The 17,676-nt window shown below is 49.1% G+C and carries 17 protein-coding genes and 1 riboswitch; all 17 genes read right to left on the reverse strand.

Annotated elements, in window-relative coordinates; translation table 11 throughout:
* Nucleotides 1-6 precede the first annotated feature (6 nt).
* Complete coding sequence (locus tag IJG50_09255) at nt 7-528, reverse strand: cob(I)yrinic acid a,c-diamide adenosyltransferase (protein MBQ3380027.1); 522 nt, start codon at nt 526-528, stop codon at nt 7-9.
* Between the two features lie 2 nt (nt 529-530).
* Nucleotides 531-1,994 (reverse strand): cobyric acid synthase, encoded by a 1,464-nt coding sequence (locus IJG50_09260; protein MBQ3380028.1) that lies wholly within the window; start codon nt 1,992-1,994, stop codon nt 531-533.
* The gene (locus tag IJG50_09265; GenBank protein ID MBQ3380029.1) at nt 1,987-3,048 is read right to left on the reverse strand and encodes an aminotransferase class I/II-fold pyridoxal phosphate-dependent enzyme; all 1,062 of its coding nucleotides are present in this window, start codon (nt 3,046-3,048) and stop codon (nt 1,987-1,989) included. The genes IJG50_09260 and IJG50_09265 overlap by 8 nt, the downstream gene beginning before the upstream one ends.
* Before the next feature lie 12 nt (nt 3,049-3,060).
* Nucleotides 3,061-4,023: a cobalamin biosynthesis protein CobD gene (cobD, locus tag IJG50_09270; protein MBQ3380030.1), complete on the reverse strand. Its 963-nt coding sequence runs from the start codon at nt 4,021-4,023 to the stop codon at nt 3,061-3,063.
* On the reverse strand, nt 4,020-6,011 hold the full coding sequence (cobK, locus tag IJG50_09275; protein MBQ3380031.1) for a precorrin-6A reductase: 1,992 nt from the start codon (nt 6,009-6,011) through the stop codon (nt 4,020-4,022). The genes cobD and cobK overlap by 4 nt, the downstream gene beginning before the upstream one ends.
* A complete protein-coding gene (gene cobJ, locus IJG50_09280) occupies nt 6,004-6,735 on the reverse strand; it encodes a precorrin-3B C(17)-methyltransferase (protein ID MBQ3380032.1) in 732 nt (243 codons plus the stop codon). Before cobJ ends, cobK begins: the two co-directional genes overlap by 8 nt.
* On the reverse strand, nt 6,728-7,750 hold the full coding sequence (locus IJG50_09285; GenBank protein MBQ3380033.1) for a cobalt-precorrin 5A hydrolase: 1,023 nt from the start codon (nt 7,748-7,750) through the stop codon (nt 6,728-6,730). Before IJG50_09285 ends, cobJ begins: the two co-directional genes overlap by 8 nt.
* Nucleotides 7,747-8,502 (reverse strand): precorrin-4 C(11)-methyltransferase, encoded by a 756-nt coding sequence (gene cobM / locus IJG50_09290; GenBank protein ID MBQ3380034.1) that lies wholly within the window; start codon nt 8,500-8,502, stop codon nt 7,747-7,749. Before cobM ends, IJG50_09285 begins: the two co-directional genes overlap by 4 nt.
* Before the next feature lie 4 nt (nt 8,503-8,506).
* On the reverse strand, nt 8,507-9,634 hold the full coding sequence (gene cbiD, locus IJG50_09295) for a cobalamin biosynthesis protein CbiD (GenBank protein ID MBQ3380035.1): 1,128 nt from the start codon (nt 9,632-9,634) through the stop codon (nt 8,507-8,509).
* Between the two features lie 4 nt (nt 9,635-9,638).
* On the reverse strand, nt 9,639-10,262 hold the full coding sequence (locus tag IJG50_09300) for a precorrin-8X methylmutase (protein MBQ3380036.1): 624 nt from the start codon (nt 10,260-10,262) through the stop codon (nt 9,639-9,641).
* Nucleotides 10,231-11,628: a cobyrinate a,c-diamide synthase gene (locus tag IJG50_09305; protein MBQ3380037.1), complete on the reverse strand. Its 1,398-nt coding sequence runs from the start codon at nt 11,626-11,628 to the stop codon at nt 10,231-10,233. The genes IJG50_09300 and IJG50_09305 overlap by 32 nt, the downstream gene beginning before the upstream one ends.
* Nucleotides 11,615-12,742, reverse strand: a complete 1,128-nt coding sequence (locus tag IJG50_09310; protein MBQ3380038.1) for an ATP-binding cassette domain-containing protein — start codon at nt 12,740-12,742, stop codon at nt 11,615-11,617. Before IJG50_09310 ends, IJG50_09305 begins: the two co-directional genes overlap by 14 nt.
* On the reverse strand, nt 12,739-13,788 hold the full coding sequence (locus tag IJG50_09315; GenBank protein ID MBQ3380039.1) for an iron ABC transporter permease: 1,050 nt from the start codon (nt 13,786-13,788) through the stop codon (nt 12,739-12,741). Before IJG50_09315 ends, IJG50_09310 begins: the two co-directional genes overlap by 4 nt.
* A 142-nt stretch (nt 13,789-13,930) precedes the next feature.
* Complete coding sequence (locus IJG50_09320; GenBank protein MBQ3380040.1) at nt 13,931-15,070, reverse strand: ABC transporter substrate-binding protein; 1,140 nt, start codon at nt 15,068-15,070, stop codon at nt 13,931-13,933.
* 1 nt (nt 15,071) lies between these two features.
* Complete coding sequence (locus IJG50_09325) at nt 15,072-15,890, reverse strand: iron transporter (GenBank protein MBQ3380041.1); 819 nt, start codon at nt 15,888-15,890, stop codon at nt 15,072-15,074.
* A gap of 15 nt (nt 15,891-15,905) precedes the next feature.
* Complete coding sequence (locus IJG50_09330; GenBank protein ID MBQ3380042.1) at nt 15,906-17,117, reverse strand: sirohydrochlorin cobaltochelatase; 1,212 nt, start codon at nt 17,115-17,117, stop codon at nt 15,906-15,908.
* 145 nt (nt 17,118-17,262) lie between these two features.
* A riboswitch (cobalamin riboswitch) is annotated at nt 17,263-17,474 on the reverse strand.
* On the reverse strand, nt 17,468-17,665 hold the full coding sequence (locus IJG50_09335) for a FeoB-associated Cys-rich membrane protein (protein ID MBQ3380043.1): 198 nt from the start codon (nt 17,663-17,665) through the stop codon (nt 17,468-17,470). Its footprint overlaps the riboswitch before it by 7 nt.
* Nucleotides 17,666-17,676 lie beyond the last annotated feature (11 nt).

The raw sequence follows: 17,676 nt of genomic DNA on the forward strand, positions 1-17,676 counted from the left end.
CTCCTTTTAAAATTCCACTCCGCGGCGTGCCGCTATACCTCTGTCGTAAGGATGCTTTATTTTCTTCATTTCGGTAACATAATCGGAAAGATCTATAAGCGCATCAGAGGGATATCGCCCCGTCAATACAAGCTCGAGGCCTGCGGGCTTTCTCTTTATATAATCCGTAAGCATCGCCTCCGAAATGAGCTTATGGCTGCAGGCCGATATTATCTCGTCAAGTATAAGCATATCCACTCCGTTTTCGCTCTTTTTTACTGCATTTTTAAAAAGCTCGCAGTAGGCGTGCGCGGCTTCTTTTCTTTCTTCATCGCTCATATGCTTAAAAAAACCGTAATTCTTTTTGCATACTTCTATGCTGATATTCTCAAACTTTTCGAGAGCCTTTATTTCCGAAGATGAGCCGTCCTTTAAAAACTGCACGAACAAAACGCGCATGCCCGCGCCTGCCGCGCGCAAAGCAAGCCCTGCGGCGGCAGTCGTTTTACCCTTGCCTTCTCCGCAGTAAATGTGCAAAAGCCCCGCCATATTCACACCTCTTTATTCAAAATACGATAAATAAGCTCCATATCTATGTTTTCTCTGACGATACGGGCAAGCAAGTCGTACTCACGTTCTTTATACACTTTCGTATCGTAAGCATTAATGAGAGACGGATCTACACCTTTTTCGGCGCAGAGCGCATGAATAATGCGTTCGCTTATCCCTTCGGCGTCGAATATGCCGTGTATATACGTGCCGTAGACGTTTCCCTTCCCCGAAAGAGGCGAAGACTCTTGTGCGCTTCGTCCCATGTGTATCTCATATCCCTCGTAAGAAAGGCCGTTCAAAGAAGAAAGCACGCCCTCAACTGAGGAAAAAACGCCTCTTGTCTGCGTCTGCACCTTATCTTTAAAAAATACCGTATCCATATCAAGCATCTCCATGCCTCGCACGGACGACGTATTTTCGCTTTCGCTGCCTCCCTCGTCCGTAATGCTTCGTCCGAGCATCTGATATCCGCCGCAGACGCCCATAACGGGCGTACCGTTTGAAGCCGCATGCTTTACGGCTGCCTCAAGTCCGCGCGATCTAATCCACTTTAGATCCTCTATCGTGCTTTTCGTACCAGGTATCATTATCATATCCGCACCCTCAAGCTCGCGCGGATGCGTTACGTACCTTAACGATACGCTGTCGTAGCGCTCAAAGGGCGAAAAATCGGTAAAGTTGGAAATGCGCGGCAGGCGTATTACGGCAATATCTATGAGCCTTCTCTTTTTATCGTTCGAAAAGCGCTTTGTTAAGCTGTCCTCGTCGTCAATGTCGATATTCATATACGGTATGACCCCCGCTACTGGAACGCCGCAAAGGTCCCTTAAAATATCAAGTCCCGGTTCAAGTATCGTTCTGTCGCCTCTGAATTTATTTATGACCGTCGCCTTTATTCGGGCGCGCTCCTCGCCTGATAAAAGCGCCACCGTGCCGTAAAGCTGCGCGAACACGCCGCCGCGGTCTATATCTCCGACCAGCAGTACGGGCGCGTCTACCATGCGCGCAAGCCCCATGTTCACGATATCGTCTTTATTTAAATTTATCTCCGCCGGACTTCCCGCGCCTTCTATCACTATAACGTCGTATTCTTCGGAAAGGCTTTCATACGCCGCCATTATATCGGGGATAAACTCACGCTTTTTTTTATAGTATTCCGCAGCTCTCATATTGCCCAAAACGCGGCCTCCGACGATGACCTGACTTCCCATATCCGTAGTAGGCTTTAACAGTATGGGGTTCATCCTTACGTCAGGCGCAATGCCGGCCGCCTCCGCCTGTACTGCCTGTGCGCGCCCCATCTCGCCTCCGTCGGACGAAATAAAGGAATTAAGCGACATATTCTGGCTCTTAAACGGCGCGGCGCGAAGTCCGTCCTGCCTGAAAATGCGGCATAATGCGGCGGCAAGCAAGCTTTTCCCCGCGTTTGACATTGTACCCTGTATCATAATATTCTTAGCCATATCTTTTCTCCAAAACAGCGTTTGTGAGCGCTTTGATAAGAGCTTCGTTGTCCTTTTGTATTCTTACCGACGCCCTGTACCAACCCTCTCCCAGTCCATGAAAATCTGCGCAGTTTCTTATGGCTATCCCCTGCTCTTTAAGCGGGATATGAAGTCCCTCTTCGCCGTAAAACATAAGAAAATTCGCGTCTGACGGGCATACCCAAAATCCCAGCCCTTCAAGCTCCTTTTTAAGCCATGACCTCTGTATTTCTATGAGCGAACGCGCGCTTTTTAAAAAATCTGTCTCGCTTAGAGCCGCAAGACCGGCCTCCTGCGATATTACCGACACATTCCACGGCTGTACCTCGCAAGACATCTTTGAGATAAGTTCGCTGTCGCTTGTAAGCGCATATCCCAGGCGCGCTCCCGCCATGCCGAAATTCTTTGTAAATGCCTTCAGAATAAACAGGCCGGAACATTCCGAAATATACCTTTTCAGGCTTTCGCCTCCGTTTGTAAGGTCAAGAAAGCACTCGTCTAAAAAAAAGGCCGTTCCCGTGTCGACGCAAAGATCGAGTATCTTGATCAAAGTGCGCTCGGATATAAGCCTTCCCGTCGGATTGTTTGGATTGCATAAAAATACTGCGTCGGGAGATTTTTCTTTTATAAAATCAAGAAATCCTTCCCCAAGGGCAAATCCGTTCTCACGCGCAAGTTCATATCTGTATACTTCGCAGCCCGCGCGCCCGAGCGCCCTTTCATACTCCGAAAACGTGGGCGCAGTCAAGACTGCGCGCCCCGGCAAAAGCGCGCCGCAGTAAGCGTATATAAGCTCTGACGCGCCTGCGCCGAAAATGATATTCTCTTTTTTTATATTCTCATACTCCGCGACAGACTCAGTAAGTCTGCGGCAATAAGGGTCGGGGTAAACGTGTATGCGCTCGGCTGCACGGCGAACGGCATCTTTAACGCTTTCGGGCGTTCCTAGCGGATTAATACTCGAGGAAAAGTCAAGCGTGATGTTTCCCGAGTATATATCGCCGCCATGGGGATTTTTTGTATTATAAAGCATTGCGTTTTCCCCCTATATGATAATAATGATTTTGATCGTGCAAAATACCATAAGCGTGATGACCGACGTCAAATATAAAAGGCGGCAGGCGCGCGCTATGTCTTCATTTTCTATATCTCTTGTATCGTCGCCGATATACGGTTTTTCGTGGAACGTTCCGTGATACCATGCGCCGCCCCCAAGGCGTATGCCCAAAAGACCTGCGCATACCGATTCCGTCTGAGCGGAATTTGGGCTTTTGTGATTATATCTGTCTCTTTTAAATATCTTCACGCCGCCGTTTGCGTCAAATCCCAAAATCGCGCCTGCAGCGAGCATAAAAAGCGCCGAAATGCGCGCCGGTATGAAGTTAAATACATCGTCGGCTCTCGCCGCGAACGCACCTATATTTTTAAACGGCGGATCGGTATATCCTATCATCGAGTCCATTGTATTTACGGCTTTGTAAAAAAAGCCAAGCGGCGCGCCGCCTATTGCCAAAAAAAACATAGGCGCGACCGCCCCGTCCGATGTGTTCTCCGCGACCGTCTCAACTGCGGCGCGTATTATGCCCGCCTTGTCAAGCCTTTCCGTATCTCGCCCCACGATCATTGATACGGCGTGTCTTGCTCTTTTGGTATCGTCGTCGCAAATCGCCCTGTAAACCTTCATGCTCTCGTCTTTTAAGGACTTAACGGCAATTATCTGCCAGCACATAAAGCTTTCTGCGGCCAGCCTAAGCCATGGGCTTATTTGCATTAAGACGATAAGTATAATAAGCGGCGCACATGTTGAAACGGCGGCCGTAATAAACCAAAGGCAAACGCCCGCCGCCCTTTCTCCCGCCGCTGTTTTCGGAAAGACCCGAAGCAGCGCGCCTTTAAGTGCGCTTATAAGCTTTCCCATAAATACGACCGGATGAGGGAAACCGTGCGGGTCCCCAACGATAAGATCAACTATAAAGCCTATTATAAAAGCGGCAAGCGACAGGATCATAACGCTTCCTTCTTTGTCTGCATCGAAAATATGTATATCGGGTTTTCGGCGCGCATGAGAGTGTGCTCTCCGGCCGTTTTTGCGCGCGCCGTGCTTAAAGATACGACCTCTGTATATGTAAATCCGAGATCTTTCATCAAAGAGTTGAGCTGTGATACGGTTTCAAGGGAAACTGCAGTCGCAACTATGCGTACATTCGGGTTTTTTTTAAGCAAAACATCTGCGATATCTTTTATATGCCCTTCGCTTCCGCCGATAAAAGCGTGGGTAGGCGTTGGAAGATCCTCGCACGCTTCAGGCGCCAAGCCTCTTATCACCGTAATATTATCTAGGCCGAAGCTCTCCTTGTTTTTTTCTATAAGCTTTGCCGCTTCTTCTCTTTTTTCTATTGAATATACGTGTCCGCTTTCCAAAAGGCGCGCCGCCTCAACGGACACGGAGCCGGTGCCCGCGCCTATATCCCAAAGAACGGAGCATTCACAAAGCCTAAGCTTTGAAAGGCATACCGCACGCACCTCGCTTTTTGTCATGGGTATTGACCTGCCGTCGCTTTCAGGGCGCGAAAAAGCGTTGTCAGGCAGACCGAAAATAAAGCTTTTCTGTGCGCGGTCGTTTTCTATAAGCGCCGCGCACAGCGAGTCGTATTTGCCGTCTTTAAGCTCCATAGCCGTACCCGTAGTCACCTTTTCATCTTTATACCCCAGCCGTTCTCCGATGCTTACCTTAACGAAACCGAGACCCGCTTCCGAAAGCGTTTTACATAAGCCTTCGGCTGTGTTCTCTCCTCCTAAGAGTACAAAAAGACGGCGGTTGTTTTTGACCTTATTTGCAACGCTGCATTCTCTTCCGTGAAGGCTTAAAAACGCAGCGTCGTCATACGGCGTCTTAAGCGCAGCGCAAAGGTATGAAAGTGAGCTGATTCCCGGTATTACCTTTACATCGCAAAAAGAAAACTTATTTATAAGCTTTTTTGCACCGCTGAAAAAGCCCGTATCGCCTGACATGACTGCCGCAAATCGTGTATACTCCTTATGCGATGATATAAACTTGGCTATATCATCGGAGGATACGGCCTCATAACAAGGCTTATTTTTGTCGCTTACCGCACATAAAAGGCGCTTTGCGCCTATTATGCAGTCCGAATCCTTCAGTGCAATTGCCGCGTCGGACGTAAGCGTGCCTTCGTTTCCCATGCCCATACCTATCACAAAGACAAGCGGCCTCAAAGCTATGCCCAAGCGCTCTTTTAAAAGCTTCACCGCTTCAGAAAAAGCAAGACCTTCATCTTCTTTGGGGCGTCCTATCACCAAAAGGCGCGCGCCCGTTTTCTTCGCCGCTTCAAGCTTTTCATAAAAGCCTCCCGCGCTTCCTCCGTCCTTTGTTACAAGATATACGGCTTTGGTCATTTTTATCGTTGCTATGTTCATTTCTTCGGAAAACGGGCCCTGCATGGCTATTATATGCGAGGGCAAAACACCGGCGTCTCTGCATTGCTTAAGAGAAGACTCTGCGGGGATCACGCGTACGTAAGCTCTCTCCTTAAAGCCTGTCACAGAGGAAAAGCGCCCTATATCTTTTACTCCCGTTGTAAAGAGTATATTGCCTTCTCTTTTACTGAGATGATCTGCCGCGTCCGACACGCGGTCAAAGAACGCGATATCATTTGAAACCTCGGACTCTGCGCGTTTTATTCTTATATATTCCAGACCGGCAGAATGCGCAGCTCGCTTTATATTCTCCGTTGCCTTATCTGCATAAGGATGAGTAGCGTCTATAACGGTATCAAAGCGCGATTTTTGAAAAAGCTCTTCCATTTCGCCATATTCCATGCGTCCCGTCATCACATCTATCGTCTTTTTCGGCGCAATAAGCATTTTTGCATAATCGGTCGCAACGCATGCGGTAATGCGAACATCATCATATTCGCCAAATATTTCAATGAGCCTTCGCCCTTCAGTTGTTCCTGCAAAAATGCATATATTATACATTTTTATACCCTCTCGGCGTTATCATATTTTCGTTTATTATCTTTGTTTCTGAGTTTCCAATAAAAACAGTTGAAAACATATCGACTGTTTCGTCTCTAAGCTGTAAAAGCGAAAGTATTTTCCGGCTTTCGTTGTCTCTCCCCACGTTTCTTGCTATGCCGCAGACGCGATCCTTCGGAAGTATCTTTAAAAGCGTTTCGCAAGCCCTTTTCAAATGATCGGGGCGCGCACGTCCCCCCGGATTATATATGACGATAGCCATATCGGCCCAGGCCGCCGCGCTAAGGCGCCTTTCTATCTTCTCCCACGGCGTCAGGCGGTCGCTTAAGCTTATCACGGCAAAATCGTGCGATATCGGCGCGCCTAAAAGCGCTCCCCCGCTCAAAGCGGCGGTAACTCCCGGTATTACCCGTATCTGTGGCGCCAAGCTTTCGCCTCTTAATTCATATATAAGCGCGGCCATGCCGTATACTCCGCTGTCTCCCGAGCATACGACGGCTACCGTCTTTCCCGCGCTTGCAAGCTCTATTGCGATACGGCAGCGCTTTACCTCCTCTGTCATCGGCGTACTGATAAACTCTTTTTCGGGATAATGGTCTCGTATAAGCTCGGTATATACGCCGTAACCTATTATAACGTCGGCGGCTCTCAGCGCGCTGTCTGCTCTCTTGGTCATATCCCCGCGGCTCCCCGGACCTATGCCCACCACATAAAGCTTACTCAAAGCACACCTCCGTATTTTCGGCCGCAACCGCAACAGTCACGCCGCCTGCAGCCGTTTTCTTCACTACAAGCTCGTGCGCGCCCGCCATTGCGGCGCGTTCGCATACGTTGTCAACTCCCGTAACGCTTTTTACAAAATCAGACGCGACAAAATCGCCCTCTACAGCGCGAAGCTCTTTTGCGCCGTAAACAACAAGCGGCTTTCCCTCAGCGCGGCAATAGCTTATAAGCCCCGGCTCATTTGCCTTTAGATCTATAGTCGAATAAAGCTTTACAGCGCGCTTGTCTATGCCCTCGCGGGAAAAAACGTTCTCTATGGCTTTCTTTATCTGCTCTGCGCTTGTTCCTTTTTTACACCCTATGCCCACATGAAGGATAACGGGAATGAGGCAAAGCGTTTTTTCAAACGGCGCGGCGCCTGTTTTATAGCTTATAAGTATACCTGTATCGCCCCGAGCATTTATTTGTATGCCTCGGGGATAATCTCCTTTTACCGGGAGATCGCATATCATCGGCACATCGCGTTCAAGTATTGCCGCCGACACCGTCTTTACAAGGCTTATATCTCCAATGACAAATCCGTTCTTTTTTGCCCATGCATCGGGCGAAAACCTATGATTTATATCAGTTGCCGTTGTTATTACGGGAGTCGCCTCTAAATATTCGGACAGCTTCAGCGCAAGCGCGTTTGCCCCGCCTATATGTCCCGATAAGATCGGTATCACAAAGCGTCCCAGCTCATCTATAACTATAACTGCAGGGTCTGTCTGCTTGTTATGAACATACGGCGCTATATTTCTTACGGCAATGCCGCAGGAGCCGATAAAAACGAGTGCGTCCGCCTTGGAAAAGAGCTCTTTATATAAGTCGGCGGACAGGCTTTGTATCGTAATAAGTCCCGCTTCTTTCAATCTTTCGGGAACGAAAATGCAAACCTCACAGTCCTTAATGCAGGCTTTAAGCCTTATTGCCAAAGCGCGTCCCCTCTTACTGTATGCAAAAATTGCGATCTTCATTTTTTCGCCTCTCGGTATTCTGTACTGAACGCAGGATCGTATAAAAGCGAACGTAAATACTCATCGCCCAAAACGTTCCCAACTATTATAAGCGCAGTCTTTTCTATATTGTTTCGTCTTACGGTATCATAAAGCGTGCCCACACTGCATCGAAGTATCTTTTCGTCAGGCCAAGACGCCTTGTACACAACTGCTGCGGGCGTGTCTTCGCTCCATCCGCCCAAAATAAGCTCGCTTTGAAGACTTTCGCAAAGCGACGCGCTTAAAAAGATCACCATGGTCGCCTTATGCGCCGAGAGAGCGCGCACCGACTGCGCATCAGGCACGGGCGTTCGTCCCGCCGCGCGCGTGATTATCACGCTTTGGCTTACGCCGGGAAGCGTATACTCCGCTTTAAGCGAAGCCGCAGCCGCCGAAAACGAGCTGACTCCCGGGCATACCGAAAACTCTATTCCAAGCTTAAAGAGCGCGTCAAACTGCTCCCTTACGGCGCCGTAAAGACACGGATCTCCCGTATGAAGACGCACCGTTGTCTTTCTTTCTCCCTCCGCCCGTTTTATGACGTCTATCACCTCATCAAGCGTCATCTTCGCGCTGTTAAATATTCTGCAGTCTTTTTTTGCATATGAAAGAAGCTCGGGATTTACAAGAGATCCCGTATATATTATAATGTCGGCTTCGCTCAAAAGGCGCGCGCCTCTTATCGTTATAAGGTCAGGCGCGCCGCTTCCCGCTCCTACGAAGTAAACCATGGTATTACTCCTTTACTATCTTCTTAAAAAGACTTTGCGCGTTTTCGCTTTCGCATAAAAAGCCGTGCTGTCTTGAAAACATTATAACACCTGCTTCGGCTTTTCCCGATATGCGTGCGCTTATATTTGATTCGATGCGCTGCATTATTCGTCTCAGCGTATTATCATAAACATTGTTTTCTTTTAGAATATCAAGCGCCGCATCGCATGTGGGACACTCAAGAATTCGCTCCATTTGATTTGGAAAAATCCCCTGAGTGCCGGCATTGGCGGCTATTATCTCCATTCGGCAGTCTCCGTATTTTGAGTGAGTATTGAACATCCCTCCGGCAAGCTTTACAAGTTTGCCCATATGGCCTATGATGAGTATGCCTTTAAAACCGAACATAACGGCCAAATCTAAAGCGTCTCCTATAAAATTAGAGGTGACCACCGCATATTTTTCATCTGCTCCCAGGCTTTTTATATATTCAATACCGTAATTTCCGGGCGCAAGCATTACATATTCCTCACCGCTCTCTTTTCTCTCAGAAAGCTCCAGACGTATCGTTTCTATAAGCGCCTGTTCGCTCATCGGTTCCACGATCCCGGTAGTTCCGAGTATAGATATGCCTCCCACTATCCCGAGGCGGGAGTTTAGAGTCTTTTTTGCAATGCTCTCGCCCTCGGGCGCGGATATCAGCACCGAAAGCCCGCCCCTGTGATCGGTGATACGGCAAACCTCCAAAAGGTTATCTCTTATCTGGCGGCGCGGGCCGGAATTTATCGCCGCCTCGCCCACGTTTCTGTCAAGTCCTCTCTTAGTCACGCGGCCTATGCCGCGTCCGCCTTCGATAAGTATTTCGGGCGCAGATATGCGCGAAACCTCGGCAAAAATATATATCCCGTCGGTTATGTCGGGGTCGTCGCCGCTGTCTTTTTTAACGGCGCATTTTACCGAGTTTTTATCTATGCTTATTTCTTCTATGTCAAGCGTTACATTTATCCCCTTAGGCGTTGATATAGTTATCTTTTCAAGCCTTCTGCCCGTAAGAAGCATCCATGCCGCCGCCTTTGACGCTGCCGCGGCGCATGTGCCCGTAGTATATCCAAGCCTTAAACGCTTTCCGTCTTTATTTATATACTCTCTCATATCTTCACCGCATTATCTGATAAAGAAGCGCGTTTACAACAGCGGCCGCAACGCTGCTTCCGCCCTTTCTCCCGCGAGCAACGATATGCGGCATGTCCGACATAATGATAAGCTCTTTACTTTCCGCTACGTTTACAAATCCCACGGGAACGCCTATCACCAACGCAGGCCGAATGTGCCCTTCATCGCAGAGCTCCTTTAGTCGTATAAGAGCGGTAGGCGCGTTGCCTATGGCAAAAATACACGATTTTTCTATGTGCGAAGCCTTTTCCATCGACACAGCCGCTCTCGTTATGCCGCGCGCTTTCGCCTCGGAAGCCACATCTTCATCAGACATAAAGCAATGTACGCGCCCGCCCAAGCGTGAAAGCACGCTCTTATTTATGCCGGCACGCGCCATATTCGTATCGGTAACGATATCGCATCCGCTCCGAAGCGCCGCAATACCCTTCTTTACTGCTCCTTCGGAAAAAACGAGATCGTCGGCATAGTCAAGGTCTGCCGTCGCATGAATGGCGCGTTTTATCACCTGCTCGTTTTCAGGCGCCAAAATCTTTCCTCCGAGCAGCTCAGAAATTATCTCAAAGCTGCGCTTTTCAATTTCCGAAGGCTCTATGTTTTCGATCATTCTTATGCTTTTCCTCCAAACATGCTTTATAAAAGTTTACTGCAAAATCGATATTCGAATAAAAATGAAAGTGGGGGTATCCGGCGTAGAGTCTGTCTGTTGCAAATACTCCGCTCCATACTCTGCCGGAGGGCTTTCGCGCTTCAAATGAATCGCCGCTTGATCCGCAGTCCCAATAGTGAAACTCGTGCGCGCGTATTTTCTCTCCCTTGCGGCAGAGCATATTGTCATGCTTTGCCGTAAGCTCAATATATCCGAATCGGGAAAGTCTGCCCGTGTCAAAGCACTTGCCGTCAAAAAAGCCCGCCATGGGATACTCTCCTATGCTTTTTGTAAGATACATAAAGCCGCCGCATTCGGCAATGCACGGCAGTCGGTCTGACAGCGCGCTTTTAACGGAAATAAGCATAGACGTATTTTTGCAAAGACCTTGCGCATACAGTTCGGGATATCCGCCCCCAAGATACAGACCGCAGATACCTTCGGGCAGTTTTTTATCGTGCAGGGGGCTGAAATCTACAAGCTCGGCTCCCATACATTCCAACAAGGAAAGACTGTCCTCGTAATAAAAGCAAAACGCTTCATCGCGCGCAACGCCGATGCGCACGCTTTCAAAGCGAGGAGCCGCAATGTTTGCGTTATCCAAAGGCTCCGCTTCATTTGCGAGCTTTATTACAGCGTCTAGATCTATGCTTTTTTCTGCCTGACAGGACAGCATCTTTAGTTTTTCATTAAGCCCGTCGACCTCCCGCGCCGTCACAAGTCCGAGATGACGGCTCTCAAGCGAACATTTGGGCATGTAAGGCATAAAGCCGAGAGGGAGCACGCGCTTTTTGAATCTTTTTTTAATTTCTTTTGAAAGCTCCTCATATATTCCGGGCGTACACCTGTTAAGAATAACGCCGCATATCAAATTGTCTGGATAAAACGATATAAAGCCGTCTATCAAAGCGAGTGTCGAAAGCGAAGCGCCGTTTGCCGGCGCCGTAAGAACAGCGGGGCAATTTATGCGCTTTGATATATCATAGGCGCTTCCCTTCTCGGACATGCCTATTCCGTCATAAAATCCCATAGCGCCTTCTATTATGTTTATATCCTTGTCTTTCGCTTTATTTTGAAGCAAAAAGCGAAGCGTCTCATCGTCAAAAAAGAAGCTGTCGAGATTTGAGCCCTTGTCGCCCGTTATCGCTGCGTGAAACATGGGGTCTATGTAATCGGGGCCGCACTTTTGCGTGCCTACTTTAAGTCCCCTGTTTACAAGAGCTTTTATAACGGCGCTTGCTACGGTGGTTTTGCCGCAACCGCTCGATGTGCCCGATATAAGAATTCGCGGTATGTGCATTTTTTTATCGTCACACATTTTCATTTAATACTGCTCCTATACTTTTGTATATCGGCATGCCACGTTTACCGGCAAGCTCAACAAGGCGCGCATTCGGCAAATTAAACGTGCCTACAGGCGTTCCCGCATCTATTACGGCGCTGCATTTTAAAAGCACATCCGCCGCCTTATTAAAGCGCTCCTCTGAAACAAGCTCGAATGCGGGCGCCGATATAATGCAGTCCGACAGGCGCTTTGCCGCATACATGTCAACATCGTTTTCAAACAACACGCCCGTTGCGAACGGTATACCGCGCTTTTGAAGCGCCCTGTAAAAAGGTATGCCGCGCCCCGCTCCCGAAACTACGAACACGCGCGGCGCTCCTTTTGGTTTTTTTAGCTCCACGCTTCCGAACAAAAGATCGTACGACCCTTTTTCCAGATCGTAGAGGCGCTCTATCGTATCGTCCCCAAGAATATCCTCCGGACTTCCGAAAGCCTCTATCTTATCTCCTTTCAGGCATACAAGATAGTCCGACGCCTTTACTGCCAGATCTATTTCGTGAAGCGACATTATCACTGTAACTCCCGAACGCGCCATCTCTCTTAAAATTTCCAAAAGCTCTATCTTATATCGTATATCGAGATATGCCGTAGGCTCGTCGAGCAGCATCACCTTCGGCTCCTGACATATGGCGCGCGCAAGCATTATGCGCTGCTTTTGACCGTCAGACAGCGTAAAAAAGTCCTTATCGGCAAGTTCGCTTGCACGCACTTTTAAAAGAGCGTCTTTTACCGCGGCTTTATCGCCGGCACTCAGCCGTCCGAACATATCCGTATATGGATAGCGCCCCATGGCGACGACCTCGGCGCACGTCAAAAGCTCCGAGCGCACACGCTCGGTAAGCACGACAGACATTTCCCTTGAGAGCTGACGCGGCGTCATTGATGAGATCTCGCGCTTATTTATATACACAGCGCCGCATATCGGCGAAAGCTGACGAGCCATCGATTTTAAAACAGTAGATTTGCCTGCCCCGTTAGGGCCTATAAGCGTAAGTATCTTGCCCCTTTCAAGACTTATATTTATATCGCGTATAAGCGCGGCGCCGTCATAACCGACAGCCAGATCTTCTGTTTTGAAATATGACATATTCAGTCACCCTCCGCCTTCTTTCGCTTGATCATCATGTATATTACGACCGGCGCTCCGAAAACCGAAGTTACCGTTCCTATCATAAGCTCCGTTGGTGCAAAAAGCGTTCTTGCTATAAGGTCGCACAGAACGCAGAATACAGCTCCGCATAGGAAGCTTGCCGGTATAACGAATATCGGCCTGGACGATTTTAAAAGAGAACGCGTTATGTGCGGCACGGCTACGCCCACGAAAGATATGGGACCTGCCAGCGCCGTTACACAGGCCGAAAGCACGCTTGAAAATATAACGAGCGCGGCTCTAAGCGCCTTAATGTTTATACCCATGCTCAAGGCATATCCCTCGCCCAAAGCGTAGGCGCCTATCGGCTTTGAAATAAGCATAGCCGCAACCGTTCCCGCAAAGCATATCACCGCGGCCAGTCCTACGTTTGACCAGCTTGCGCCCGAAAAGCTTCCCATAGACCAGTTTGTAAGGTTTACAACGTCGTGCTCGCTTGCAAACGTAATACAGAAGTCTGTCGCCGCGCTGCATATATATCCTACCATTATTCCGACGACTAAGAGCATGGACATATTTTTTACCTTCTGTGAAAACAAGAGCACCAAAAAGGTGACAAGCATCGAACCGACAAATGCCGAACAAACGAGCGTGAGCGAGCTTACATGGCTCATGTGACCGCTCAAAAAAATAAGCGTAATGCCAACCACCATTTTCGCGCCGGACGATATGCCCAAAACGAACGGTCCCGCTATCGGGTTTCTGAAAAACACCTGCAAAAGATATCCCGATACCGACAGCGCGCCGCCCAAAACCGCCGCGAGCATCATGCGCGGCAGACGTATGGAAAAAAGTATCCTGCTCTCCGCAGCTCCGTAAACAGCCGACTGAAGATCAGTCTCATATGCGCCGTTCGTAAAAAGATTTGCCAAAGAAAACTTGATCGCAGCCCAAATCATACTTAGTATATCGCCCGTTTTTATCGAAACGGAGCCTATGTTCACATTAAGCGTCATTCCGAAAACGAAGATAACGGCAAGTATTATCATAACAATAACGAAACGTCCCGCACCGTAAGTTTTTTTTTGATTTTCGGCAGGCAAAGGCATATTTGGTTTTTTATATTTCATTTTATGACCGCCTCCCCCGCTTATATCATACACGGAAAACAACGCTGACATTAAGCGCTTTTTATTTCAGACGATATAAAAACGGCACGCTGTCTTTTTTGTCCGCTTCCCCCGAAAATATCATGTGAAAGCTCTCTGTCATTTCGCCGAGCTTTGTCGTCTCCTGATACATATTTCTTTGGGTACACCATACATTGCCGTTTTTTACTGCCTTGAAATCGTGAAGCAGCGCGCTTTTTTCCAAAAGCTCGTCCATTGTATCAAGGTTTTTATCTATTGCGCTGTTGTAGATAATATAATCGGCGTCTTTTGCCGCCGCATAAAAAGTTTCCATTTCCACTGTCACGGTCGAAGTTTTAAGCTCCGGATCGCCTATGTCCTCAAATACATAATCTCCGCCCGCAAGCTCTATCATTTTCGTTATATAATCTCCGCTTTTACGAACTACTACCTCTCCCGATGAATTTATATAGAAAAACGATACCGTTTTCCCCGTGCTTTCGTCGCTTATTGCGGCGTCGAAAAAGGCCTTTTGCTCATCAAACACGTCTTTTGCCTCTTTTTCCTTATTAAAAAGCGCGCCGTAGACCTTTATCCATTCCGTGCGTCCCAAAGGATGATCTTCAAGGCTTGACCGATCTACGAACACGGCTATGCCGAGCTCCTCAAGCTTGTCCTTCACGTCGGATGCATGCCCTATCATCATCGACTCTACGGCAAGCGGACATCCCTCGGATAACAAAAGCTCGTAATCGGGCTCACTGTATTTTCCCGCGTATATTATACGCCCGGCCTCCATTGCCGCCTTTGCGTTTTCAATATACCAGCCGTCCGACTTCGTTCCCGAAAGACGTATGGCGTCAAGGCTGCCTATGGCGTCAAAAAGACACATTGCCGCAGTAGCCGCAAGATATACGTTTTTCAACGGCTGATAAAGAGGCGTTATATCCTCAGGAGTACCCGAGGGCAGCTTTCCGCCCTCGGGTATCACAAGAAATCTTGAGCCGTCCGAAAGAGTGATAAGCTTATATCCGCCCTCGTAATAATCCACAGAGAACTGCTCTGCAAAATCAAGCTCCATGCTCTCTTCATATTTTAACGTGTCGAAGGAAGCGTCTGTCTTATTGTTATCGGCGGCACATCCCGAAAAAAGGAGCATTATAAGCGCTATTATAATACAGGCGGCCGTTATCCGCTTCATATTACTCACCCTTTGCTTTTATCGTGCTCATGTCAAAATGCAGAGTATAATCTATAAGATGCGGCTCGCTCATTGCGGTCGTAAGCGCGCTCACCGCCATATTCCCCTCGCCGTCCGGCTCGAACGGTATCATAAATGCCGAATTTCCTTCTTCGTTTACGGGATCGTACTGCGTATCATTAAGCGTCATATACTCATAATGAGGGCTGCTCATGATTATAAGCGCCTGTGCTTTGCCTTCGTTTACGAAAAGCGCCGCGGGAGATTCAACGCTTGCTTTTCCCGAGCCGCCGTCCAAAACGACGTCTATCGTATATTCGCCGTCGGACAGCGCATCACCGCTTACTTCGCCGGATATCGCTTCGGGATTTGATACCTTCACCTTATGATCGTACCAATCGCCCGACGCGCCCAATATGGCGCAGTCGAACTCCTCATCGAGCACAGGCACGGGCAGATCGAAGCCGTATACCTCCTCTGAGGTCCCGTCACTGTATGTAACTTCATCTAATGTCGGCATTATAAGGCCCGCTTCGTCATTTGCCGCCTCTTCCTTTGTGCCCTGATAGAGCGTAACTATCCTTTTTGACACAAGCGAAATGTGTATAGTCATATCGCCGTTTTCAACAGTAAGCGTGCCCTTTCCGCCGCACGCCTCGTTTACGTGGAACATACTGCTGTCCGTGTCGAAATCTGCCGTGTAAACTCCGTCGGGGAGCGCGGCTTCATCGCTTGGCGCCGCGTCGTTCGACGCACATCCCGCAAAAAACGCAAGTATAAGCGCGGCCGCGCATATAAACGCAATGATTTTATTCTTCATATGCGATCACCGACCTTATTCTACGGATGATATAGCGTTGCCCGTATGCTGCACGTATATCGACTGGATCGCCGGTATTCTGCCGAGACCCTCTATCTGAACGTCAACGCTCTCAAAATTACCCGATGCATTAAAAACGCTGAGCCACGAATCCTCGTCTTCGCCCGCCATGTCGTTATTCGCGTGGTCTCCGGCAACTACCATGAAGGAACGCAGTACCACGGACTTATATCCCGCTTCGCTTACCTTTGCAAGAACTGCCTCGCAGGACGTATCCTCCGGCTCACCCTCTACCGTGCCGATAAATACGTTTTCATAGCCGAGAGTATTCATTTGCGTCTGCATCTGAGAGTAAGATACCTTCGCGGTATGCGAGGTGCCGTGTCCCATTAAAACGAAAGCCGTGCCGGCCTCTGCGGCAACCGCCGGACTTTGAAATCCGCTCTCCCAAACAGCAGTCGCGGTCACTGCCTTTGCAACGGCTTCTTTGTCGGAGTTTATGACCGAAGCGTCAGAGCCCACTTCGCCAAGAAGTGGCTCTGCTATAACGATATTATTAAACTGTCCCTCGTAAGCCGTAACGGCTTCGACGATCTCGTCGTATTCCGCGCCGTGCATAAGATGTGTGGGCTGGATAACGAGATTTATTACTCCGTTTGAAACGGCGCGTTCAAGCGCCTGAGTTATATTGTCTATCTTCTCTCCGTCGCGCGCCTGTACGTGATTTATGATTATCTGCGACGTGAACGCACGGCGCACCGACCAGTCGGGATAAGCCGCCGCAAGCGCGTCCTCTATGCCTTTAATGTCAGCGGCACGGCTGTCGTTAAACGACGTGCCGAAGCTTACTACGAGCAATTCGTTCTCGCCTATGCCGTCGGAATTGAGCGGATCGTCAAGCGATGCGTCGCCCGTATCGCGGCCGAAATAGTCGGGATCGGCGTTCTCGCCGGCAACCAATGCCTTCTGCTCGTCGGTGAGCGCATCCCACGCGGCGCGCGCCGCTTCGCACTGAGCGTCGGTGTCCTCGCTCCACGTCTGAACGTATATGGCGTCTATGAGCGCGGCTGCATCGTCCGCCGCAGCCTGGTCTGCGTCCTGCAAGGCAGTCTGCGCATCGGGCTCTGCATCTTCGCTCCCGCCTGCCTTCTGAGATGAGCATCCCGCCGCCATGAGTATAAGGCAGAACGCCAAAACCAACGGTATAAGTCTCTTTATGATCTTCATTTTTTTGTCCTCCGTATTTTTATTTTAAGGGTCTTATGCCCCTAAAGGCAATATAAAAAGTAAAACGCGGCAGCTCTGTTAGAACTGCCGCAGCCGTTTTTCTGCATGACAAAACATACCTACCCGCCCCAATATCGAGAGCATGTAAGTAAAACTACGTTTAAGCAGGTCTCCTGACTTACGCCTCATAAGCCTGTTCGCACAGCCTTCTCAGGGAGCATCCCCAATGACCGGCTTTCGCCGCGTGCGTGGCCTCACGCGCATACAGTGGCGGTACCGTTTCGGATTCTGACCGAATTCACTATTCTCCGCCGTCCCTTTGGCGGGATGGGCGGCACTTAAACGTATATTTATTTACTTAAATCATAAGCCTTTGGTTCACTTTTGTCAACCTCGGCGCGCCCGCGGGCTTTTGCGCATTTTTTTGCGCACCCGGCGCAGCCCGGAGAGCATCCGCACGAACCTCTGTTTTTATATATCGTTCTTACTGCGAAGAACACCGCAGCCGCTACAGCCGCAATGATGAAAATATCCCATCCGTTAAGCATAAGGGTTCCTC

The sequence above is a fragment of the Clostridia bacterium genome (assembly GCA_017405765.1).
Taxonomy (GTDB): Bacteria; Bacillota; Clostridia; order Oscillospirales; family RGIG577; genus RGIG577.

Excerpts from the sequence above, each read along its gene's own strand:
- IJG50_09255 (MBQ3380027.1), bottom strand. The coding sequence starts at position 528 with ATGGCGGGGCTTTTGCACATTTACTGCGGAGAAGGCAAGGGTAAAACG.
- IJG50_09260 (MBQ3380028.1), bottom strand. The coding sequence starts at position 1,994 with ATGGCTAAGAATATTATGATACAGGGTACAATGTCAAACGCGGGGAAA.
- IJG50_09265 (MBQ3380029.1), bottom strand. The coding sequence starts at position 3,048 with ATGCTTTATAATACAAAAAATCCCCATGGCGGCGATATATACTCGGGA.
- cobD (MBQ3380030.1), bottom strand. The coding sequence starts at position 4,023 with ATGATCCTGTCGCTTGCCGCTTTTATAATAGGCTTTATAGTTGATCTT.
- cobK (MBQ3380031.1), bottom strand. The coding sequence starts at position 6,011 with ATGTATAATATATGCATTTTTGCAGGAACAACTGAAGGGCGAAGGCTC.
- IJG50_09285 (MBQ3380033.1), bottom strand. The coding sequence starts at position 7,750 with ATGAAGATCGCAATTTTTGCATACAGTAAGAGGGGACGCGCTTTGGCA.
- cobM (MBQ3380034.1), bottom strand. The coding sequence starts at position 8,502 with ATGGTTTACTTCGTAGGAGCGGGAAGCGGCGCGCCTGACCTTATAACG.
- cbiD (MBQ3380035.1), bottom strand. The coding sequence starts at position 9,634 with ATGAGAGAGTATATAAATAAAGACGGAAAGCGTTTAAGGCTTGGATAT.
- IJG50_09300 (MBQ3380036.1), bottom strand. The coding sequence starts at position 10,262 with ATGATCGAAAACATAGAGCCTTCGGAAATTGAAAAGCGCAGCTTTGAG.
- IJG50_09305 (MBQ3380037.1), bottom strand. The coding sequence starts at position 11,628 with ATGAAAATGTGTGACGATAAAAAAATGCACATACCGCGAATTCTTATA.
- IJG50_09315 (MBQ3380039.1), bottom strand. The coding sequence starts at position 13,788 with ATGATAATACTTGCCGTTATCTTCGTTTTCGGAATGACGCTTAATGTG.
- IJG50_09320 (MBQ3380040.1), bottom strand. The coding sequence starts at position 15,070 with ATGAAGCGGATAACGGCCGCCTGTATTATAATAGCGCTTATAATGCTC.
- IJG50_09325 (MBQ3380041.1), bottom strand. The coding sequence starts at position 15,890 with ATGAAGAATAAAATCATTGCGTTTATATGCGCGGCCGCGCTTATACTT.
- IJG50_09330 (MBQ3380042.1), bottom strand. The coding sequence starts at position 17,117 with ATGAAGATCATAAAGAGACTTATACCGTTGGTTTTGGCGTTCTGCCTT.
- IJG50_09335 (MBQ3380043.1), bottom strand. The coding sequence starts at position 17,665 with ATGCTTAACGGATGGGATATTTTCATCATTGCGGCTGTAGCGGCTGCG.